At 62.5% G+C, this 23,577-nt stretch carries 11 protein-coding genes, 2 pseudogenes and 1 other annotated feature; of the genes and pseudogenes, 7 read left to right on the forward strand and 6 right to left on the reverse strand.

Translation table 11 applies throughout. The features are described from left to right. Positions 1-4: 4 nt before the first annotated feature. On the reverse strand, positions 5-568 hold the full coding sequence (locus G4D77_RS09120; RefSeq protein WP_154835264.1) for a tetratricopeptide repeat protein: 564 nt from the start codon (positions 566-568) through the stop codon (positions 5-7). A 298-nt stretch (positions 569-866) separates the two neighbouring features. Between G4D77_RS09120 and G4D77_RS09125 the strand changes: the two genes are divergently transcribed. Continuing rightward, positions 867-12,143, forward strand: a complete 11,277-nt coding sequence (locus G4D77_RS09125; protein WP_213757944.1) for a hypothetical protein — start codon at positions 867-869, stop codon at positions 12,141-12,143. A 31-nt stretch (positions 12,144-12,174) separates the two neighbouring features. Here G4D77_RS09125 and G4D77_RS09130 read toward each other — a convergent pair. Then, positions 12,175-13,409, reverse strand: a protein-coding gene (locus G4D77_RS09130) for an IS3 family transposase (protein ID WP_122974833.1) whose coding sequence is annotated in 2 segments (ribosomal slippage) — positions 12,175-13,127 and positions 13,127-13,409 — 1,236 coding nt in all. Because the reading frame shifts where the segments join, the coding sequence is not laid out codon by codon here. Beyond that, positions 13,015-13,131, reverse strand: a sequence feature (AL1L pseudoknot). (Overlaps the previous gene by 117 nt.) Before the next feature lie 65 nt (positions 13,410-13,474). Here G4D77_RS09130 and G4D77_RS09135 point away from each other — a divergent pair. Further along, positions 13,475-16,999, forward strand: a complete 3,525-nt coding sequence (locus tag G4D77_RS09135) for a LysM peptidoglycan-binding domain-containing protein (RefSeq protein ID WP_213757945.1) — start codon at positions 13,475-13,477, stop codon at positions 16,997-16,999. Position 17,000: 1 nt separating this feature from the next. After that, positions 17,001-17,492 carry a hypothetical protein gene (locus G4D77_RS09140; protein WP_154835270.1) on the forward strand — a complete coding sequence of 164 codons (492 nt, stop codon included), beginning with the start codon at positions 17,001-17,003 and terminating at the stop codon, positions 17,490-17,492. Positions 17,493-17,529: 37 nt separating this feature from the next. Here G4D77_RS09140 and G4D77_RS09145 read toward each other — a convergent pair. Then, a pseudogene (locus tag G4D77_RS09145) lies at positions 17,530-17,625 on the reverse strand (IS5/IS1182 family transposase); the annotation flags it as partial. A 45-nt stretch (positions 17,626-17,670) separates the two neighbouring features. On the opposite strand from G4D77_RS09145, the gene G4D77_RS09150 reads away from it, so the two are divergent. After that, positions 17,671-18,831: an IS30 family transposase gene (locus G4D77_RS09150; protein WP_154835205.1), complete on the forward strand. Its 1,161-nt coding sequence runs from the start codon at positions 17,671-17,673 to the stop codon at positions 18,829-18,831. Positions 18,832-18,836: 5 nt separating this feature from the next. Here G4D77_RS09150 and G4D77_RS09155 read toward each other — a convergent pair. Further along, positions 18,837-18,950 (reverse strand): annotated as a pseudogene (locus tag G4D77_RS09155) (IS5/IS1182 family transposase); the annotation flags it as partial. 101 nt (positions 18,951-19,051) lie between these two features. On the opposite strand from G4D77_RS09155, the gene G4D77_RS09160 reads away from it, so the two are divergent. The 3 genes from G4D77_RS09160 (at position 19,052) to G4D77_RS09170 (ending at position 21,496) form a co-directional block, all read left to right on the forward strand. Further along, positions 19,052-20,212 carry a hypothetical protein gene (locus G4D77_RS09160; RefSeq protein WP_154835272.1) on the forward strand — a complete coding sequence of 387 codons (1,161 nt, stop codon included), beginning with the start codon at positions 19,052-19,054 and terminating at the stop codon, positions 20,210-20,212. Positions 20,213-20,413: 201 nt separating this feature from the next. Next, entirely contained in the window at positions 20,414-20,821 is a 408-nt protein-coding gene (locus G4D77_RS09165) for a hypothetical protein (protein WP_154835274.1), read from the forward strand. Positions 20,822-20,959: 138 nt separating this feature from the next. Beyond that, positions 20,960-21,496 (forward strand): hypothetical protein, encoded by a 537-nt coding sequence (locus tag G4D77_RS09170; RefSeq protein WP_193726164.1) that lies wholly within the window; start codon positions 20,960-20,962, stop codon positions 21,494-21,496. On the opposite strand, the gene G4D77_RS09175 is transcribed toward G4D77_RS09170, so the two are convergent. Together G4D77_RS09175 and G4D77_RS09180 are read right to left on the reverse strand one after the other, a co-directional pair. Continuing rightward, positions 21,459-22,631 carry a tetratricopeptide repeat protein gene (locus G4D77_RS09175; protein WP_154835278.1) on the reverse strand — a complete coding sequence of 391 codons (1,173 nt, stop codon included), beginning with the start codon at positions 22,629-22,631 and terminating at the stop codon, positions 21,459-21,461. The two genes, G4D77_RS09170 and G4D77_RS09175, sit on opposite strands and share 38 nt — an antisense overlap. A gap of 83 nt (positions 22,632-22,714) precedes the next feature. Then, positions 22,715-23,563, reverse strand: a complete 849-nt coding sequence (locus tag G4D77_RS09180; protein ID WP_154836418.1) for a sigma-70 family RNA polymerase sigma factor — start codon at positions 23,561-23,563, stop codon at positions 22,715-22,717. Between the last annotated feature and the right edge of the window lie 14 nt (positions 23,564-23,577).

The following is a 23,577-nucleotide window of genomic DNA, read 5'->3' on the forward strand; positions in this document are numbered from 1 at the left end:
TTCATCAATGCGCCGGCCCCGACTGCTGGTAGTTGGAGAGCAGCACATGGGCCACGCCGTCGTCCGCAGGCGGCGCAGATGTCTCGGGCGAAGGCATCGCTGCAAGGACTCTCTGTATATCTGCCGACATCGCGGGATTGTCCGTGTTGCGCTCCAGGCCAGCCACAAACAAGGGCCGCGCCCCATCGAAATCATCGCGTGCCAGCGCCACGAACCCCTGCACCCAATGGGGCAACGGGCTGCTGTCGGGCAACTCGGCAAGTGGCTGCCACGTCAGCAGCGCGGCAGGCACGCGGCCATCGCTGAACTGCAACAGCCCCAGCTGGTAACGCGCCACATGCCATTGCGGACTCAGCAGCAGTGCCGTGGAAATGTGATGTTCCGCACGGCCAATGTCACCCAAGGCAGCGAATTCGGAACCCAGCAAGAAATGCGCGGCGCCCGAATCGGGCTGCTCGGCAATGGCCTGCAGGAACAGCTCGGTGGCGACCGTGCTGTCTCCCTGGGCGCTGGCTTCGAGAGCCTGGTCCAGGGTGGAGCGGGGAGAAAGATTGTCTGATTGGGACATAGGGGAGCACCAGGGATTGGCGGCAGAACGACTTGGAATGGACGGCTGTTGAGCCCTCACCTCTATATCCACTCCTGCGGACATCCGTTGAGCAAACCCGGCCAGTTCGCAGGGATTCTATCGCCCGGTCTTTTGCCGTCTTGGCACCCTTTCGCCGCCGAAATCCCCATCAATCCGAAGGGTCTTACTCAACAAACCGAACAAGGTCCGGATGCATTGGCAGAACGGGCCCCGAAACCTGCGGAATCCTCCGCCTCCTTTCTCGCGGCCCTCCATGCATATCGATCAAGGGGCACACATGGTTGGCATCGTCAGCGGCAATAGTCTGGGTCTGGGCAACAGCTCTCTGGCCACACTGGGTCAACGCGCCGCACAGGGCAACGCCTCCCAGGGGCGCGGTGGCGAGCAGGTCTTCGTCAACGTCGCCTCCGGCAACCTCGTCATCGCCCACAACGACGACCAGCTCGTGGCCCACGGCGGCGGCTTCCAGGCCGTGCGCACCTACAACAGCCAGGGCCTGCTCAATGACGACAACGCAGACAACTGGAGCGCGGGCTTCTACCGCCGCCAGCTCGTGCTCTCGGGCACTTACGGCCAGCCCGGCAGCACCATCACCCGCACCGAGCGCGACGGCGCAAGCGCCCTGTTCTCCTGGGACGCGTCCTCCAGCAGCTATGTGAGCACCGATGGTGCCGGTGCCTACGACCGCATCGTGCAGCAAGGCTCCAGCTACGTCTTCACCGATGGCGCCACCGGCAACCGCGAGTTCCACGACACCGCCACCGGCCGCCTGGACAAATCCGTGGACGCCAGCGGCAACACCACGGCCTATACCTATGACGCCAACGGCAACATCGCCAAACTGGTCAACCCCAGCGGCGAGTCCATCCAGTACGACTACACGGGCAACCTGCTGACCCGCATCCGGGTGGTCGACAGCCAGGGCGCCACCACCACGCGCACCAGCTACACCTACGATGCGCGCAACCGCCTGTACCAGGTCACGGTCGATCTCACGCCCCAGGACGGCTCCACGGCCGACGGCAAGCTCTACCGCACCAGCTACACCTACCATGGCGACAGCAACCGCATCGCCACACTCACCCAGAGCGACGGCAGCCAGTTGACCATCGACTATGTGCAGGTGGGCTCGGAGTTCAAGGTGTCATCGCTGCGCGACGCGCTGGGCCAGACCACGCGCTTTGCCTACAACACTGCCACACGCACCACCCAGGTCACGGACCCTGCGGGCAAGGTCTCCAGCTATGCCTACGACGCCAAGGGCCAGCTGCTGAGCATCACCTCGCCCGCCACCAATGGTGTCTCTTCCATACAGCGCTTCGAGTACAACGCCAACGGCGACCTGATCCGCAGCACCGATGCGGACGGGCGCACGGTCTTCATGGCCTATGACGCCAACGGCAACCAGGTGCTGCAGCGCGATGGTGCCGGAAACACCATCACGCGCACCTACAGCAGCAGCAACCGCCTGCTCAGCGAGACCGTCTACACCCAGCCCGACCCCGATGGCGACGGCGCAGCCCAGGCCTCGGGCGCGCAGACCACGCGCTATGTGTACGACGATGCCACGGGACTGCAACTGCGCTTTGCCATCAGCGCCGAAGGCCGCGTCACCGAATACCGGCGCAATGCCTATGGCGAGGTCGTCAGCACGCTGCAGCACCAGGTGGCGCGCTATGGCGCAGCCGCTGCCTCGACCGAGGCCGCCCTGTCGGCGTGGAGCGGGCAGCAGAACCTGCAGCAGCTGCAGCGCACCGACTACGTGCTGGACTTCCGGGGCCAGGCCCAGGTCACCACCACCTATGCCACCACCGACGCCGCAGGCAACGGACTGGCGGCCGGCAGCACGGTCACGCGCCATATCTACGACCAGGCCGGGCGCCTGCTGCAGACCATTGATGGCAATGGCGGCAGCACCAGTTATGCCTATGACGGCCTGGGCCGGCTGCTGACGGTGACGGACGCCAAGGGGCAGGTCACGACGACCACCTATGACGACATGGGCCGGCGCATCGTGGTGCTGTCGGCCACTGGGCAGCAGGAGGTGCGCAGCTATGACAGCGCTGGGCGCCTGATCAGCAATCTGCGCCGGGATGCCGGCCCCACCATGGGCCCGGGTCCAGGCGCGGAGACGCAGACCAGCTATGCCTACGACGCGGCAGGACGGCTGGTTTCGTCGCAGGACGCCACAGGTGTGCGGCAATGGATCGTCTATGACGAGGCCGGCCGCAAGGTGGCAGAGGTCAGCCACTCCGGCCGGCTGCAGGAGTTCATCTACAACGGCTCGGGCCAGTTGACACGCACCATTGCCTATGCCAATGCGGTCAACACCGCCCTGATGACGAACACCGTCACACTGGCCACCCTCCGCCCCGCAGCCAGCGCGGCCGACCGCAGCGAATGGATGGCCTACGACGCAGCCGGCCGCCTGGCCAAAACCGTGGGCAGCGACGGCAGCATCACCGAGAACATCTACGACGGCGCCTCGCGCCTGGTGTCCACGCGCCGCTATGCCAACGCCCTGTCCGCGTCTGCCACGGCCTCGCTGGGCAACAGCCCCGCAGCTTCGGCCATTGCACCCACGGCCAGTGCCACCGCCGACCGCGTCACGCGCCATTTCTACGATGCCGACGGGCTGCGCACGGGCTCGCTGGATGCCGAAGGCTACCTCGTGGCCCTCAACTACGACGCCGCCGGCCGCCTGGCCAGCACCACCCGCTTTGCCAACGCCACCAATGCCGCCAAGCGCGCCACCGGCACGCTGGCCGAGCTGATGCCCGCCTCCAACAGCCAGGACATCATCGAGCGCCGCATGTACGACGGCCAGGGCCGCCTGGCCGGCACGGTCGATGGCGCCGGCTACCTCACCGCCTTCGGCTACGACGCGGCAGGCCAGCTCACCAGCCAGACCCGCTACGCCACGGCCTTGAAGGCGGCCGTGCTGTCCACGCTCACCAGCACCACGGCCGTGGCCGGCATCCGCCCGGCCACCAACGCCCAGGACCGCACCACCGTCTTCGAATACGACAAGCTGGGCCAGCTCACGGCCGAGACCGACTGGCAGGGCACGCGCACCGAGCACAGCTATGACGCCGCCGGCAACCGCACGGCCAGCACCGTGGCTGCTGGCACCTCCGAGGCGCGCACGCGCCTAGCGCGCTACGACGTGTTGGGCCGCGTCACGGCCGAGCTCAGCGCCGAGGGCGGCCGCCAGCTCGCCGCCGCCCAGACCCCCGCTCAGATCGAAGCCGTCTGGAGCAGCTACGCCAGCCGCCATACCTACGATGCAGCCGGCCGGCGCACCAGCACCACCGATGCCAACGGCCTGCGCACCCTCTTCTTCTACAACGCCGAGAATCAGCTCACCCACACCATCAACGCGCTGGGTGAAGTGGCCGAGACGCGCTACAACGCGCTGGGCCAGGTGAGCGCACAGGTGCGCTACGGCACGCGCATCAACCCGGGCTCGCTGACGGGATCGCTGGCCGGCGGCCTGGTCAACAGCACACTGCAGTCGCTGCTGCAGGCGGCCACCAATGCCGCCAAGGACCAGACCACCCAGTACACCTACAACACCAACGGCACCCTGGCCAGCGAGCGCGATGCGCTGGGCTTCACGCGCAACTACGTCTACAACACCTTCCGCGAAGAGACGCAACGCACCGAAGCCACGGGCACGGGCACCACCAGCACCCTCCTCCAGACCACCTACGACCGGCGCGGCCTGGCCACGGGCCAGGTGCGCGATGCCGGCGGGCTGGCCCTGACCACGGCCGCCAGCTACGACGCCTTCGGCCGCCAGGTCAGCGCCACGGATGCGCTGGGCCACACGCGCACCCGTGCCTACGACAGGCTGGGCCGCGAAGTCAGCAGCACCAACTCGATGTGGGCCACGCTCACCACCACCTACGATGCCTTCAGCCGCATCGTCACACAGCTCAACGCCGAGGGCGGCACCACCCGCTATGCCTACGATGCCAAGGCCCGTACCGTCACCATCACCACGGACGAAGGCCTGCTGGCCAAACAGACCTACAACCGCCATGGCGACCAGATCAGTGTCTCCGACTCCCAGGGCAACCTGACCACCTACACCTTCGATGCCAACGGCCAGCCCACGGGCTCGTCGGCCTCGACCTGGCTGTACGACGCCAAGGTCATGCAGACGGCGGCCACCACCCAGGCCTACGACAAGGCCGGCCGGCTGATCGAGACCGTGGACGCCAACGGCACGCGCACCACCATCGCCTACGATGCGGCCAACCGCGTGCTCTCGCGCACCGTGGACCCCACGGGCCTTGCGCTGACCACCCAGTACGCCTATGACCCGCTGGGCCGCCAGATCCGCATCACCGAGCCCGGTGGCACCGTCACCGAGCTGCGCTATGACGCCCGGGGCCAGCTGCTCGAGCAGATCGTGGACCCCGCAGGACTGGCCCTGTCCACGCGCTACAGCTACGACGCCCAGGGCCATGCGCTGGAAGTCACCAGCCCCGAAGGCACGCTCACGCGCTACACCTACGATGCGGCGGGCCGTCGCACCAAGGAGCAGATCGACCCCAGCGGCCTGAACCTCACGCGCAGCTACACCTATAACGCAGGCGGCAACGTCACCAGCAGCGTGGACGCCAACGGCAACACCAGCTACTACCTGTACGACAGCGAGAACCGCCAGATCCTGGCCGTCGATGGCGCAGGCGGCGTCCAGGAAACCCGCTACGACGCGCTGGGCCGCATCAGCCGACTGACCACCTACCGCAACCCGCTCACGGGCATAGACCTGCAGGTCTATGTGAACAATGGCCCGGTGTTCGGTCCGTCCACCTGGCCCGAGCAGGTGATGGCGCGCATCGCCCCCACGGCCAGCGACCGGATCGAATACCGCAGCTACGACGCCAACAACCACCTGCAATCGGTGGTCACGGGGCTGGGCGAGGTCACCACCTACCTGCGCGACGGCAATGGCCGCATCCAGGAGCAGCGCAGCTACGCCAACCGCATCAGCATCGGCGGCACGGGGGGCTGGACCCCCGGCACCTTCCCCACGCCCGTAGCCGACGATGCGCGCGACCTGCGCACCCGCATGGTCTACGACGGCATGGGCCGTCTCATCGCCACGGCCGACGGCACGGGCGCCGTGACCGGGCTGCGCTATGACGCGGCAGGCAACGTGGTGGAGCGCGTGCGCTATGCCCAGACCGTCACCCTGGGCTCGGACCCCTACGACAGCGCCGCCATCTACACGCTGATCGCCCAGGACAGCTCGGCAGCCAACGCGGTCGAGAAAAACACCTACGACCGCGCCGGCCGCCTCACCTGGAGCGCCGATGCCGCAGGCTCGGTCACCACCTACCAGTACGACCGCGATGGCCGCGTCGTCAAGAAGGCACGGTTTGCGAGCGCCATCACGGCCGGCCAGCAGCCCCAGGATGTGGTGCAGGCTGGCGCCCTGTCCACCGACTACGTCTACGACGCGGCAGGCCGCCAGACCCACATCGTGGGTGCGGACGGCGCCGTGGTGCGCCAGGTGTGGGACCGCAACGGCAACCTGCGGCAGCGCACCGAGTTCGCCACCCTGATCACGCCTCCGGTCTTTATCAGCGGCGCCGTGGCAGGCCCCGTGGTCACCAACTACGACCGCAGCAACATCGGCAATTACCTGCGCACCGCCGCAGGCGACCGCACAACGACCCTGGCCTATGACAAGGCCAACCGCCAGGTGCTGGAAGTGGACGCCATGGGCGCTGTGCGCCAGATCGGCTATGGCAAGGTGAACGCAGGTGGACCCGCTGCGCCGGGAACCGCGGCTGGCGGCCAGTTGCACGCCGTCACCATCACGACCTACGCGACCACCGCCAACATCGCGAGCCTGGCTCTCGCAGACATCACCTTGGCCCGAGTGCTGGGCATGGTGCAGCCCAGCGCCAGTCAGGACCGGACCAGCGTGCAAGTGCTCGACGGCGCCGGCCGTACCGTGCGCTTGGTCGATGCCAACGGCTTCGTGACCGCACGCGAATACGACGGCACGGGCCAGCTCGTGCATACCGTCGAATACGCAGCCAGCAACGGTACGACCTCGGCCCAGGACCGCCACACCCGCTACAGCTACGACGGCGCAGGCCGCCTGACCAGCACCACGGATGCACTGGGCAACCGCGAAAGCTACAGCTACAACGCCCTGGGGCAGAAAACCAGCTTTACCAACAAGGCTGGCGCCACCTGGAACTACGACTATGACCCGGCGGGCCGCCTGGTGCGCGAGACTTCACCGGCGGTGGACCTTGTGGCATTGCAGTCTCCTGGCAGTGCACCGACCTCCTTGACTCTGGACCTGGGCAACACAGGCCCGTCGCGAGTCGTCACGCAGCTTACCTACGACAGCTTCGGCAACCTCACCTCTCGGACCGAGGCCCTGGGCCGGCCAGAGCAGCGCACCACGCGCTACGAGTACGACAAGGTGGGGCGCCAAGTCAAGACACTGTTCCCGCCTGTAGGTACCTACGTGCAGGAAACACCAGCCGAACGCATCGCCAACGGCCGCAACGGGGAAGCCAACCGGGTCGAGACCCTGCAGCAGGCCAGCAGCGAAACCCGCTACGACGCGCTGGGCAACGCCGTGGCCAGCCGCGCCATGGGCATCCCGGGTGTCAAGGAAGCCTGGAGCTACAAGAGCTATGACCGCGCAGGCCGTGTCAGCTTCGACGTGGACGCCGCTGGCTTCGTCACCGGCTACACGCGCAACGCCTGGGGCGAGACCGAGCGCCTGGTGCGCCACGCCCAGGCCATCGCCCTGCCCTCGCCGGCCGGCACGGCCCTGGCCGATGCCGCCGTGCGCCAGAGCGTGCAAGCCAACCACCCCGCCAACCGCGAAATCCTCACCAGCTACGACAAGATGGGCCGCACGCTCACCGTGCAGGAGCCCCTGGTCTTCAACTACGACAGCCAGACAGGAGAGACTGTCAGCGGCCGCAGGAGCACCACCCACACCTACAACGCCTTCGGCGACCTGGCATCGACCACAGTCAACCTGGACAATGCGCGCAACGCCGTCACCAGCTACGGCTACGACAAGCTGGGCCGGCGCGTGGCCACCACCGATGCGCTGGGCTACATAACTAGCATGGCCTACGACGCCATGGGCAACCTGATCAGGCAGGTCGAGTACGCCAAGACCGGCGCTTTGGCATCGGCCACTCCCAGCACGACGATGGGCGACCGTGTCACCGACTACAGCTACGACCTGCTGGGCCGCAAGACCGCAGAGACACGGCGCGGCGTGGCGCACACCGGCGTCAACGCCGGCGCGCAGCAACAAGGCGACGTGCTGTACGACAAGACGTCCGACCTCACCACCTCGTACAACTATGACGCGCTGGGCAACCTCACGCGCAGCACCGATGCGCTGGGCGGGATCACCTACAACTTCTACGATGCCCTCGGGCGCGTGCGCGCCACCATCACGCCAACCGTGAACCTGGGTGTTGCGGCCACGGGAGCGGGTGCCAATCCCGTCAACCCGTTGACCGAATTCCAGCGCGATGCGCACGGCAACGTGCTGATCACCACCCAGTACGCCACCGGCGCAAGCGTTGCAGCCGATGCGCAAAGCTATTCCAAGGCCCTCTCTGTCAATGACCGCGTGACCTATGCGAAATTCGACGCCCAGGGTCATACCACCCAGATCAACGATGCCACCGGAGCCAGCCGCTATTACTCCTACGATGCGCAGGGCCGGCTGGCCAAGGAGTGGCAGACCGTCACCATCACCGAGGCCAATGGCTACAGCCGCTGGGGCACGATCTGGCGTGCCTATGAGTACGACGTGCTGGGCCACCAGACCCATTCCTTTGCACCGTCTGAAAGCGTCAGCCTGGGTACGCTGACTGTCAGTGACACCGAACTGAGCTACAACGCCTTCGGCGAGGTCACCAAGAAACGCGTACTGGACAACGGCCAGGCGCTGCAGGGCGAGGAAGCCTACGAATACGACAATGCGGGCCGTGTCTGGCGCACCAATGCGGGCGACGGCGTCTACAAGATCCTGGCATACGACCTGCAGGGACGGCAGACCGCTCAACTCGTATCGGAAGGCCTGGACCTGAAGACCGCCTATCAGGACACGCAATCGGCCTTGAACGCCCAGGCCGCGAACAAGGCACAGTTCCGGCGCACGGACATGCGCTACGACGCGCTGGGCCGGCTGGTGCAGACTCTGGCGCCCGAGCGCGCGACCGAGCAGCCGATGAGCATCTCCACGCGGCAGAACATGCTGTATGGGGTCATCACGCAAAGCGAGGTGGACATCCAGAATGTGCCCGCCAACTACCAGCGCAAGCCATACAACCAGGTGGATCTGGTCTGGCGCTCGCTGGAAGATCTGGGCAGCGGTGATGTGCGCATCACGCTCACCTATGACACGCGTCCGTTCACGCAGACCAACCCGGATGGCGACAGCTACAACGTCACCAGCCTGCGCAACCAGACCAAGACCGTCATCGTTCCCGCCGAGGCGGCCGTGGAAGGCTACAGCCTCAAATGGGTCAATGAAAACCCAGGCGCACCTGGCGTGGGCGCAGTCTCCCGCGTCAAGGTCGAAAAGCTGGATGTGTACGGAAAATGGGTATCCATCTATGACGTGGCCAACACCCAGGCCACCCAGACATCGTCGCTGAACTGGACCACGGCCCCCAGCCCCGGCTACCTCTGGAACGAGGCAGGCGACGGGCGCATCCCCATCTACCGTTACTACAACCGCTATACCGCCACGCACTTCTTCAGCACCAGCCTGACCGAGCGCGAGCGTCTGCTCAACGCCGCCAATGGTTGGCTCGACGAGGGCATCACCGGCTATGTGAGCAAGGACCCCAAACCAGGCTGGGTGCCCTTGTACCGCTGGACCAAGGTCGGCGCGCCAGAGATGTCGCAGTACACGAACGGCGCCACGCCGACCGGTGGCTCCTGGCAGTACCAGGGCCTCGAAGGCTACGTGGCCAGCCCCTCGATTTCCGATATGGAAGCCGCGAACCAGGGGCTGACCAAACTGTACCGCCTGCAGAACAACGACAGCGCCCAGGGCAATGGCATCTACACCACGTCCGAGAGCGATCGCAGCGCCCTCCTCGGCTTGCAACAGATTAAAGACAACCAGCCCAACCTGCGCCAGGTGCAGATGTTCGGCGCATCCACGGGCCTGAGCATCGAAGTCAGCTACCCCCAGGACCTGGTCAGCAAGACCGCCCTGGAGTACCGCCGCTATGGCAGCAACGATGCCTGGACCACGGCCCCCACCACCATCCAGAACTCGTTTGGATCCGCGCACAGCTTTGAGGTGGGCGCTCTGGGACTGGCTCCGGGCGGCTACGAGTACCGCGTGCGCAACACCAATGCGCAAATGACCCGCGATGTGGGCTCGGGCACCTTCTCCATTTATGGCGCGGGCTACCCCGATACCGATAGCCTGCCCGCCGTGGCTGGCGTGAACCAGGGCAACGCCATCATCGATGGCTCGGCCTACCGCGTGCTGCAGTGGCCCAAGCCCGCCTCGGGCTGGAGCGTGGAGTTCCGCTACCGTTCCCAGGGCAGCAACGGCGGATGGACCTCGCGTACAGAGGGCAATGGACTGTTCGCCTACGGCGACGGACGCACGCGCAACATGGGCATAGGCATGCAGGGCACGCCGTTGAACATGGGCGCAGGCAACTTCGAATATGAAGTGGTCATGGTCAACAGCGCCACAGGCGAGCGCATGCGCTCTACCGGCACGCTCAACGTACCGGCCAGCCCGGGAGTGACCAATACCTCAGCCTCCCCCGTCAGCCAGAACAACAATGTCAAGAACCTGGGCGTCGTCGGCTATGTGTGGAGCACTCCCGGCCCCGGCCGTACACCGCTGTACCGCTTCTACTTCCCCTACCAGGGCAATGACCATCACCTGACCACGGCGGACCCCTCGGTCATCGCAGCCTTCCAGGGAATGATCTCCTCGGGCGCCGTCACCAGCGACGGCATCCTGGGCTATGTGGAAACCACGGCCACCGCGAACAACAGCCGCCTTTACCAGTACACCTACGGCGGCCAGAGCGTGTACCGCCTGACTGCGCGGTCGCAGGACATCGGCTCCTACGTCACGCTCAGCACCAAGCCGGCTGCCGGCTTCCAGTGGTCGCCCACCACCTGGTACCAGAATGCCTACCAATTCGATGGCTACATTTCCAAGGTCCCGCTGGAGGGCACAACACCGCTGTATGCCGTGTATGACGGCAACTCCGTGGGCAACCAGAGCCAGGGCGACTACCTGACTTCCACTCAGGAGCACGAGATCACCTCGTACTACCTGCTCGACACGCGCATGGCCGCCACTGCCAACGTTGCGGGCGTGGGCAACAGTCAGGCCAACATCGACGGCCAGACCTACAACATGCTGCACTGGAGCACGCCCGAAGCCGGTGCCCGCGTTAAGGTCAGCGCCGTTCCCGGCATGCCGGGAGGCACGCCCACCATCTGGAGCCAGGGAGACGGCCGCGCCCAGTTCCAGGGCGGTGCGGCGTTGCAAGGCATCGTGCTGGATGCGCTCAATCCCAACACGACCTACCGCATTACCGTCGAAATCCAGTACCCGGCCACGGCGCAGCGCGCTGCCTACATTGCGCGCTCCGAGGTCACCATCACTGTGCCCGGTTCAGGTGCCAGCTCGGCCGTCGTGCAACGCGACACCACACAGGCGTACACCCCGCAGATCCGCGCCAAGGCAGGCACACCCTTCAACCTCAGCAACCGCGCCGTCACCAACCGTGAATACGATCGCTGGGGCAACCTCACCCTGGTGGATGACCCGCGCGTACAGGCAGGGCAGACCCTGTTCAAGACCAGCTTCACCTACAACGCCAGCAACCAGCTCATTTCCCAGACACAACTGAGCAGCTTCGATGGTCCGGCAGACTACGCCACCACGCGCATCTACTACGACGCCCTGGGCCGCCAGGTCGGCGTGCGCGATGCCAACGGCAACCTCAACGCCCAGGTCCGCGATCTGGCCGGCAACGTGGTGCAGGAGCGCAAGGCCGACGGCGGGCGCATAGACCTCAGCTACAACACCTTCGGTGACAAGGTCAGCGCAGCCGAGCGCATGACCGACACGCGCACCGTGGTCACGAACTACCGCTACGACAAGCTCTCGCGTCTGACGCAGACAGAGCTTGGCCGGGCCATCTCGCGCTTCGAGGTCCAGGGCATAGGCAACCAGCCCGGTCAATGGGCACCGGACCGCAGTGACCATGGCGCCAATGGCGTGACCATGACCGGCCCCATCACCTACACCATCCTGGAAACCGTCCAGTACGACGAAGCCGGCCGCAAGGTGCGTGTCGTCAATGGAAACAACGAAGCCACGCGCTACCGCTACGACCTGGCAGGCAATGTGACACTGAGTGGACAGGAACTGGCCAAGACCGTGCACTCGCTGGACAAGCGCGACACGACGGTGCCGCTGAGCGCGCTGGGCAATACCAGCTATTACCGCTACGACGCACTGGGCCGCAAGATCGGCTTCACCTGAATCGCACCGGGTTTTGAGGAGGCCGATTGGTTTAAGTTGACACCTCTGCCGAGGTGTCGCTGACGGCTAGTTGCCTCCAGTAGTTTGCCTCAGCTTCTGCCGGAGGGATGCCCCCAATCGGCGTGAGTAGTCGGACATGGTTGAACCAGTGCACCCACTGCAAGGTGGCCAGCTCCACGGATTCCCTGGTCTTCCAGGGGCCCCGGCGGTGAATCAGCTCGGCCTTGTACAGACCGTTGATGGTCTCGGCCAGCGCGTTGTCGTAGCTGTCACCCCGGCTGCCCACCGAGGGCTGTATGCCCGCCTGGTCCAACCGTTCGGTGTAGCGGATGCTGACGTATTGACTGCCCCTGTCGGAATGGTGCGTCAAGGCATGGGCTGCTGGCTGGCGGGCATACAGCGCCTGCTCCAGCGCATCCAGCACGAAGTCCGTTTGCATGCTGCGGCTGACCCGCCAGCCCACGATGCGCCGGGCGTACACATCCACCACGAAGGCCACGTACAGCCAGCCCTGCCAGGTGGAGACGTAGGTGAAGTCCGATACCCACAGCTCGTTGGGACGGCTGGCCTTGAAGTGCCGGTTGACGTGGTCCAGCGGGCACGGCGCTGATGTGTCAGGCGTGGTGGTACGTACCGCCCTGCCACGGCGAGCCCCTTGCAAGCCCATGGCACGCATCAGTCGCTCCACAGTACAACGTGCCACCGGGATGCCCTCGCGGTTCATCTGCAGCCAGACCTTATCGGCCCCGTAGACCTGCCAGTTGGCATGCCACACGCGCTGGATGTCCGCCTTCAAGCACTCGTCACGCTGGGCGCGTTGACTGCGCAGTTGCGGGTTACGTTGCCGGGCTGCGTGGCGCCAGTAACACGATGGGGCCATCTGCAGCACCCGGCAGATGGGCTCGACCCCGTAGTCGTCACGGTGGCGGTCGATGTAGTTCTTCAAGACTTCAATCGGCGGTCGAGCTCCGCCTGCGCAAAAAACGCGCTGGCCGTCTTCAGGATGTCGTTGGCCCGGCGCAGCTCCTTGACCTCACGTTCCAGCTCCTTGATGCGCTGGGCTTCTGACGTGGTGGTACCGGCACGCTGGCCGCTGTCGACCTCGGCCTTCTTGACCCAATCGTTCAAGGTCTGCGGCACGCAGCCAATCTTGGGGGCTATTGATTCAATGGCTGCCCACAGCGAAGGGTAGTCGGCTCGGTGCTCCTGCACCATGCGTACGGCACGCTCGCGCACCTCGGGCGAGAACTTGTTTGACTTGGTCATAGCTCCATCTTCTCAAGTGTTGGAGCCTCCTCAAAACCCGGGGCGATTCAACCGACGCCAGCTCCATGAGCCAAGACTGGCGCTACGACATCTTCGGCCATCTGACCGAGCGCAACGACGACCAGATGGGAGGCGCAGCGCGCATCAAGTATCAGTACACCTACAACCAGGCGGGCCAGCTCACCCATGAAGGCAGCACCCAGAACAACATCCAGCGCAAGAGCCTGGACTACCGCTACGACGGCGCCGGCCAGCTCATTGAAATCAAGGACAACTACCTGGGCCAGCTCAGCAGCTACACCTACGACCTGGCCGGCAACCGACTCACCGAAAAGCTCACCCAGAAGACCAAACTGTCCTCTGGCGTGATCGAAAACGTGGTCTATCAAGACAACCACCTGTTCTATGACGCCCAAAACCGGGTGCGTGCCATCTTTGATGGCCGTACCGACGTTCGCATCGGCTACGACAAGGCTGGCAACCGCAGCCAGGTCACAACCCGCGTCATCAACAACCTCTACACCATCAAGAACGAAGGCAAGACCTACCAATCGCCGGGCCAGTACCAGCAGGTCGTCAACGAAAGCGTAACGACCTACAGCTATGACGCCATGAACCGGCAGCTTAGCAGCCGTGAATACCAGGGAGCCACAACCAACGGCGTCCTGCTCAAATCGCATGACTACCTCTACGATCAGGCTGGCAACCGCATCCATGACACAGTCTTCGAGAAGAGCACCACGGCCGGCGTCGCCGACACGCGCGGCACCTACCAGTACATCTACGACGATCTGAATCGCCTGGAAAGCTATTCGGGCTACGGCATTGCCGAGCGCACCGACAGCATCCGCTACGATGGCGCAGGCCGCCAGGTCTACGCCGTGTCACTGGTCCGCAGCAATAATCTGTGGAACGATGAGCACCGCTACAACCAGTACGACAACCTGGGCCGCCTGCAGGACACCCGCGTCGTGATGCGCCGCACTGATTTCGATCACGAGAAAACCCAGTACACCGACATCGCCTACCACGGCGACGTGGGTGACACCTCGCTGGGCTACGATGGCGCCGGCTATCTGCGCGGCTATGTGCAGACCTCGAATGGCAACACCGGCGATGCCGTGCGGACCACCTACCAGTACCAGTTCAACGGCGGCTACCAGCAAACTTCCTCCACCACGACCCAGGGCAACCGAACAGCCACCACCAAAACCTGGCGCGACGCCAATGGCTTCATCAGCAACATAGAGCAACAAGATGGCGTGGTGGACAACCGCTACAACCGGGCCTTCGTCAACGATGCCCAGGGCAATGCCCTGTATGTCAACCAGAGTGCAGGTGCCGCTAGCGACAAGGGTGGCCGCATCCAGAACGAACCGGGTGGCTACATCGGCGGCTTCATAGGCGACGCCTTCAACCCTGGCCACATCCAGCGGCAGCTGGTCGTCAACGGCGAAGTCATGGCCCGCTACGGCGATGCTCCGGACTCAGAGAACCCGCCTCAGAACGGCGCAGTCCCCAAATACGTCAACACCGCAGAATTCCACCTAGACGCCGCCCCCCTGAAGCTGCGTGACAGCAATTTCAGCGCCATGAACTACACCGTGGTCGGCGGTGAAACCCTCAAGACCATCGCCCGCAACGTGCTGGGCGACAGCAGTCTGTGGTGGCGCATCGCGGAAGCCAACGGCCTGGCCGTCTCGGGCGACGGCGAGCTGCAGGCAGGCCAGACCCTGAGCATTCCCAAGCTGGCACTGAATGCCAACAACGCAGACACCTTCCAGCCCTATGACCCGAGTCGGGTCACGGGCAGTCTGGATTCGGTGCTGCCTGCGCCTGCGGGCCAGGGAGGTGGCTGCGGGGCGCTGGGCAAGATCATCATGGTGGCGGTGGCCGTGGTGGCGACCATTTACACGGCAGGTGTCTTGGGAACAGCGGCGGCAGGGGCTGGCACAGGATTCGGCGCAACCTTCAGCGCAACCATGTCCACAGGCATGTCGGTCCTCGGCGGTACCGCAGGCCTGACCTCAGGCACTGCCTTCGCCTTTGGCGCAGCAAGCGGCGCAGTAGGCTCCATTGCGAGCCAGGTAGCCGGCAATGCAATGGGCGTACAGGACGGTTTCAGTTGGAAGGGTGTGGCACTTTCTGCGCTTGCTGGCGGCATCTCCAGCGGCCTGGCAACCAACCCGTTGTTTAAGGGCGCGGATCTTGACAAGGTGCTGCTGCGCTCGACCGTGGGCAATGTACTGACCCAAGGCGTGGGCGTGGTCACCGGGCTGCAAAGCAGCTTCAGCTGGCGCGGCGTTGCGGCCAGCGCAGCGGAAGCAGTTGCGGGCCATGTGGCAGGAAAGCTGCTGGGCGATGTGGTGGATACCGCAAGCTGGGACCCATGGGCCAAGGAAATGGTCACCCGTACAGGAGCGGGACTGGCAGCAGGCACCGTGGCCTCGATTGCGCAAGGCGGGCGGGTCAGCATGCAGCAGGTGGCGACGGATGCGTTTGGGAATGCGTTGGGAAGCTCCCTGGCGAGCATGTCCACGGGCACGGAACTGCAGGCCCAGACCAACAAAGGGCTCTACAGCTTGGGGGGCTCAGGCGATGGGGGGACTGGGCTACGGCTTGGCAGTGGCGAAGGCCTCAGGTACAGCGATATGCGTTCGAGCAGCACTTGGGACGACTTCGGTCCCTCGCCTGTGGAACGCATGGAAGCAAGCGGCCCCGATGTGATTGCTCAAGCCTACGAGCATATGCAGGCGTTTCCACAGACTAGCGCGCGGTTCCAGGAGGTAGTGGACTACTACGGTAGTAAGGCCGCGTACGGGAATTTGCCTTCGCTGACTCCGGACGCGACGCTTGTCGGCTTCAACAGCAAAGCCGGTGAGGTCTGGAGCTCTACTGCGAACACTTTCCCGGTGGCTGAGCAAAGCCGCGTACAGCCAACGACTTTAGCGCCGGTGGTGACCGGATTGGCGGGGCTGCGAAGCGGCCAATCACTAGTGGACATGATTCCAACCGATGGATACTCGTTGGTGCCGTCAATGCAGCCGGAGCGAGTTGGTGTCATGGGGCAGGGTCTCGACTTTATGGAGCGATTTGAGCGCTCGCCTGCTGGCATGATGCTGCAAGGCTTGCCTCCTGAGGGATTCATCCTTGGGGTTGCTAAGGGTGGGTTGAATGCGTTGAGCAAGCTAGAGCGCATCGGCAATGCCGTGAATCCGATATCCGCGGAGAAAACCGGCACAATTTGGGACGTTGTAAAGGCATCAGGGCCAAATCATCCTGGTTCAGTTATCCCAAGAAGCTTTGAGCTTGGCCTGGAAAATGGTCAAAAAATATGGATCGATGGAAATGCTACAAAACATATCGCAGAGTATGCAGCCGTAAAAGCTGAAAACTTCTCTCCAGAAATGGTGCGCTTAGTTAGTCAGGAACAAATCCGAAGTCTTTCAAGCGCAGTAACTACAGCAGTCGATACAGGCATTCAATATAGAAAAATGATGTATGTTGATGGATGGGAATTGATATTTGCACCGCCGAAGTCTGCCAATCAGCTTCCGGCTCTCTACCATGCTCTATATAAGAGGAAATGATATGCTAGAAATAGTCAACAAAGCGCCTTGCGGGGATGTACTCAAAGAGAGCGGTGAATATGTTCCATTTAAATTTCAACTCTCAAGAACGGACAATGGCTCTCATTTCTATTGGCGAACAGGTGATTTTGAAAACACTCTGCTTGAAATTGAAATCAATAGCAAAGATGGAAAAATTACGGGTGGATTGCTACTCTTGCCGGGCAATGTAAGCAAGAATTTCCCCATATTAACTGGGTTGGATAACATAACCAACGGAACTCCTGTTGTCTCAATAACAAATTGGCCTAATAATCATTATATTGATGAAGTGGGAGAAATACAGATTTTCTCACAGTCTTCTGATTTGCTAATTCTAATTTCCTCCAAATGGCAGGCCACAAATTGCATATCGACCGATGGTATTATCTTTGGTTTGTCGGAAAATGGCTTCTTAATATGGATTCTAGCCAAGGGATTAAGCAAAGATCAGTTAAATCAAATTTGTTGCTGAAAATCCAACAATGGGAGCTGCTGCAGGGTAACACTAGCTAACACCACCGATCCACGAAGCGTGTGCAGATGATCGCTGCCGCCAATTTCAGCAGCGCTTCGTGGATATCCAGTCGTCGTTGTGAATTCAACCGGTCGATGCAACACAATGACTGCACCTGGCGCAAGGAGTGCTGGCCATGAAGCAACGACCTCGGATCTACTACACCGAAGCACAGAAGGCGATGATGTGGGATCGCTGGAGCAAGGGCGATACCCTGCACCAGATCGGCAAGCTGTTCGATCGGCCACATACCTCCATTCAGAACATCCTGGCCGCAACCGGCGGAATCCGCCCGCCAGCGCGCCATCGATCACGATTGGCACTGACTCTCGCTGAGCGCGAGGAGATCTCGCGGGCATTGGCTGCGGGCGAATCCATCCACTGCGTTGCCGCGCGCTTGGGGCGAGCTGCATCCACTGTCAGCCGTGAGCTTCACCGCAACGGTGGCAAGAGTTGCTACAGGGCTGCGCGCGCCGATGAAGCAGCCTGGGAGCGTGCGCACCGCCCCAAGCCTTGCAAGCTGGCGAGCAATCCAGCCCTGGCGCAGATCGTGGCTGGCAAACTGCAGCATCGATGGTCGCCTGAGCAGATCGCCGGTTGGCTCAAACGGACCTACCCAGAGCAAAGGAGCATGCAGGTGTCCCACGAAGCCATCTATCGCACGCTCTTTGTCCAGACGCGGGGCGCTTTGAAGAAGGAGCTTCTGGAGCATTTGCGGCGCACCAGAGGCATGCGTCGTTCACGGCACTACACGCAAAAGACCAGTATCCATGGCCGAATCGTCGGTGCCGTCCCCATCAGCGAACGTCCGGCCTGTATAGAAGATCGAGCCGTGCCAGGGCATTGGGAAGGAGACTTGCTGTTCGGCGATGCTCATAGCCAGATCGCGACCTTGGTGGAGCGACACACGCGCTATGTGATGCTGGTCAAGCTGGTGGACAAAGACTCGTACACCGTGGCTGCGGCCCTAGCCAGACATGCCAGGAGCCTGCCGCATGAGCTCTACCGCTCCTTGACCTGGGATCGCGGCTCGGAAATGGCGGGGCACAAGCGCTTCACGTTGGCGACCGACATCCAGGTCTACTTCTGCGACCCGCACCATCCATGGCAACGGGGCACCAACGAGAACACGAACGGGTTACTCAGGCAGTACCTTCCCAAAGGCCTGGATCTGTCGGGCTACTCACAGGAGAGCTTGGATGCGATTGCAAGGCAGTTGAACCAGCGTCCCAGGAAGACGCAGGGGTTCAGAACACCTGCTGAAATGTTTGATGAGTGTGTTGCGTTGACCGGTTGAATCCACCGTTCAAAGCGGATTCTCAGCTTGCCAAAGCCTGCAAACCAGCTGTGCGTCCTCTCCACCACCCACAGGTGCTTGCCCAGCCGCTCGCTGCTTTCAATGTCCCGTCTGGCTATCCAATGGCTGGGACACCACGGCTGCCGACATCGTCAAAGGATCAATCAGCGGCTTTACTGCAGGTACGGTGACGGCTATCGCTCGTGGCAGGAGCATCAGCATGCAGCAAGTGGCTACTGATGTGTTCGGCAACGCTTTGGGGCAGTCGATCGCTGCTGTTGCCAGCCAGGTCTCCACGACAGGATCAAGCGTCCAGGAAGACAGGCTGGGCGCGTTCATTCAAGAGAACCTTGGAGCCTGGACACAGCGGCAGGCCAACTATGACCAGTTGGTTGATAGCTTTGGCAACTACACCGCCGATAGCCGAGCAGACGGTGTGCAACTGGCCGCTGGTGCTGACTACACCGGCGGCATAGGGTCAGGCTTGAGCGACCGCGATGCCGATATTGCGCGCATGCTGAAGTTGGCCAACGATCCCCAGGCGATGGGCTCTCTGCGGGGCCCTGACGGCATCTACCGCCTGGAGATCACGGGTATCGGATCGACAGGGGCAGGCGACGGCACGCGCTGGATTCCCGATACGGATAGCTTGGGCGGCACGGTAGCCGGCAAGCGCATGACGCAGGCGGAAATGGATGAGTTCGACCGCCTCAATGCCGCAGAGATGATTGATGCCAAGGCTGCACGATACGGCTCAATCACGGCCTATCAGCCTTCAGTGTGGGAGCGCACCTGGCTCTCCCGCGATGTGCAAAATGCTCTAGGTAGCAGCTTCACCGGGATGGTGGCGGGCAGCGTGGTCAACGCTGCAGGCTCAATTTCTGCCTCGATCCGTTCCGACCGCTACAACTTCGCCACGGGCAAGTATCTGAATCCTGTCGAGCAGCGCAACGCGCGGATCGACAATCTGATCAATCTGGCGGCACTGCCTTTTGGTGGTGGAATAGCAGGTTCGACACGACAGGAACTCCAAGGCAGCGTCCGATTTTTGGGGAGAAGTACAGAATCAGGCTCGTTAGCTGCACGCATGGAGCGAATTGCAAGTCGTACACCCGAAGAGTCTGCTGATAGGGCACGTATTGCTGCCTTGATAAACAAAGCTCGAGCACAATGTGATCCCGGTGTTCCGCAATTAATAGGAAAATTAGAAAGATATGGAATCAATATCAAAGACACCAATCATTACATCGGCAATCCATCTCGCGAAGTGGATATCGAAACTAGCGCTGGAATAATTCTTCAAGTTAAGAAGCTTTCCAGTGCACAAAAGATAATATTGCAAATTCAAGACACCGAACGAGCCACGGGAAAGCAACGATAGGCTATGTCCTTGAGCAACATAAAAAGGCCAATTCCATTGTACAACAAGCTAGTAAGCATGTAAGAGTTACGAATAATTTTGAAACCCTATTTGATTGGTTAAGAAAGGAATAAAAATGGCAGCCAAAGAACTAACTATTTTCATGCCGAAAATGCTATCGATATTAATTCATTAAATGAAATAGCAAAGAGCCTTTCTCTAATGACTGAGGAGAAATTTCCATCGGTTGATTTAAGTTATCAATTTTCAGCACGCAAAGGATTGGGAAAAGATCATCTATCAATTTACTGGAGTAACAAAAATTCTGATTTAATTAAAGAGATTCTAGAATGGGAGCGTCCTAGCGATTATTACAAAAATATCCTCGAGGAGTGCAAGGAAAGTATCACGATTAATTATAGAGATCTACAATTAGCAAAAAATTTAATATTAACAACAGAGAGAAATCTAACAAAAACTCCAACATCAGCATGTATTGTAGATAATGGCCTGGGATGTCTTGTAAATTTCAATGATTTCCTAAATCAACTAAAAATAGATTCTGGATGGTCTTGGGAAAAGGAAGAGTTTCCAGAAATAGCTGGAGTCGCCATTTCTGAATGGAAATAACAATATACAGCTAATATATTTTTCCAATAGAATACCATAACAAAACAATTAAAAACCATCTTCAACCAGGGAGGGTTTGCATAAATTGACTAACGAAGTGCTTACCATCAACGTGAAGCAACTTAGACGATATAGGGCATGAAACTGCGCAGCCTGGGGTTGGGTATATACGGCCAAGCGAACGCAGTTGTGGGAGCTCTTCAACGAGATGAAGAATTTAGCGCCGCAGGCCAATCCGGCAATAGCAGCCAGGTCAAAACCCGCGTCATCAACAACCGCTACAAGGTGAACTTCGCGGGCAAATGGTGGCAATCGCCTGGCTGGTACGACCAGGTGGACAATGCCAGCGTAACGACCTATGCATACGACGCCATGAACCGGCAGACCGTCAGCCGCGAGGAACAGATCCAGAAGCAGGGACTGGACCCCAAGGCGACGACCATCGTCACCACCCTCACGCACAACTACGCCTACGGCCTGGCCGTCTCGGGCGACGGCGAGCTGCAGGCAGGCCAGACCCTGAGCATTCCCAAGCTGGCACTGAATGCCAACAACGCGGACACCTTCCAGCCCTATGACCCGAGCCGGGTCACGGGCAGCCTGGATTCGGTGCTGCCCGCGCCAGTTCTGGCAGCCCTCAGCGCCCAGCCCCTGAGGCGCGCAGCACCGCCTTGAGCAACCCATCCTGCCCCCGCAACAGCCGCTTGGCCAGCGCCTGGAAGGACTCCAGATCCCGGATCTCTCCACCCACGATGGCCTGCGCGTAGCGTCCGGAGAGGTTGAAGGCGTCCAGGCGCAGGGCGCGCTCAATGTGTTGCTGGGCCTCGTCCGTACGGCCCTGCAGGGCCAGGGCCACGGCCAGGCCGCCGTGGCTTTCTGCGAAGTTGCGGTCCAGGTCCAGTGCGCTGGTGAAGCTGCGCTGCGCTCCCGGCAGGTCGGAGGACAGCAGTTGCGCCCAGGCCTTGCCGTGCCAGGTGCCGATATGGCCGGGCATGGTGGCCAGGGCGTTGTCGAAGTGGGCCAGGGCCGTGGGCAGGTCACCGGCCAGCAGGTCGGCCATGGCATGGGCGGACCAGGCGCGGCCATCGCGCGGGCTGATCTGCAGGGCGGCGCGGGCCTGCGTGCGGGCCTGTGCCGCATCCTGTCGGGCCAGCGCCAGCGAGGACTGGGTGACCAAGGCCTCGATGGGCCGGTCGTCAGGCGTGGCCTGCTCCAGCGCACGGGCGGCCCATTGGCCTGCACGCTCCAACTGATCCGCATCCAGGGCTGCGAGGCTGGCCACGCCCGCGGCGGCGGCGGGCAGTTGTTGCCTTGCATCCGCAGCGGCAGCCCAGGTCACGGCCTGGTCCAACTGGCCCGCGTGGTGCAGTGCGCGCAGCCACAGGCTGGCCAATGCGGCCGATGCAGGGTGGTCCAGATCCTGCAGCCGGGGGGTCAGCCTGTCTGCGCAATCCTGGTAGCGGCCATCCTGGAAGGCGATCCAGGCCAGGTTGTGCAGCACGGCATCGGTGAATTCACGGGGCGTGCCGTCCAGCGACAGCAGGGCATCCAGCAGTTCGGTGGCGAGCTGGTACTGGCCCTGGGCCAGCAGAAGGTCTCCTTCGCGCAGCGACCAGGCCAGGTTGCCGGGCTGCAGCGCCTGGGCGTGCCGCAGGTGAAAGGCGGCACGCTCCCATTGGGCACATTGCAGCGCCGCCCCAAAGGCCTCGGTCAGCAGGCCGGGGTTGGACGGGTCTTCACGCAGATAGGCTTCCAGGCGTTCCAGCCTGGCCGTGGAGCCTTCGTCAGGCTGGAGAGTTTGTGCGCTCATGGATGTTCCCTCGGATGGTGGTGATTGTCAGGGCAGCCACAGGGGCTGAAGCTGTGGTGGGATTGGCGGGTATGGGCAGGCGTCTAGAGGAAGACGTCGCAGGGCGGCCCCTGTCCCAGCATGTGGCGCAACTTGCCCAACCCCTGGCGGTGCAGCTGCGAAATCCGGCTGCGCGAGACGCCCAGCATGGCGGCAATCTCGTCGAACGGGATTTCCTGCTGATAGTGGTAGCGGATGACCTTGCTCTCCTGGGCTGGCAGCCGTGCCAGGGCCTCGCGCAGTTGCTCCCGCCAGCGTTGCAGTTCGGTCTTTCGGAAGTACAGCACGTCGGGGGAGGCGGCCACGGCGGCAACGTCCCTGCCTTCGGATTCCCCGTCGGCGGCGACCATGCCGGTGTCCTCCAGCATGACACCCAGCGCAATGCCTATGCCGACTTCGGCCAGGTAGGCCAGCAAGGTGCTCTGGCGCGAGCGGGCCGCCGTGCCGCGCACCGTTGCCCGGCCTTCATCGGAGGGATGGGACGCCGCTGCGTCCAGCGCCGCAGATTTGACGCTTTCGAGCCGCTCGGCCTGAAGGCGCTTGCGGGCCGCGATCTGCTGGCTTTTCTCGGTGGCTTTCTCCAGGCCGTTGAGCAAGGCACCACGGATGCGATGGGCCACATAGGTCTTGAACTGGGCGCCACGCTCCGGCTCGTAACGGTCCACGGACTCCATCAGGCCCAGGCGCGCCAGTTGCAGGTAGTCGTCAAACTCCGCATCGGCGTGGATCCGGCCGCGGTAGTGCACGGCAGCCAGGGTGCGGGCAAAGGGCAGGTAGTGCAGCACCAGCCGATCGCGGGCCGCCGCATCGCCTGCCCCGCGCCAGCGCGACCACAGTTGCGCCTCTTCCTCCAGGAGAAGATCCGTGCTTGCGGAAGGTGCGGCGGCAGCCATGGCGGGCAAGCGCG

The organism is Delftia sp. WY8 (genome assembly GCF_018437695.1).
GTDB classification, from domain to species: Bacteria; Pseudomonadota; Gammaproteobacteria; order Burkholderiales; family Burkholderiaceae_C; genus Comamonas; species Comamonas tsuruhatensis.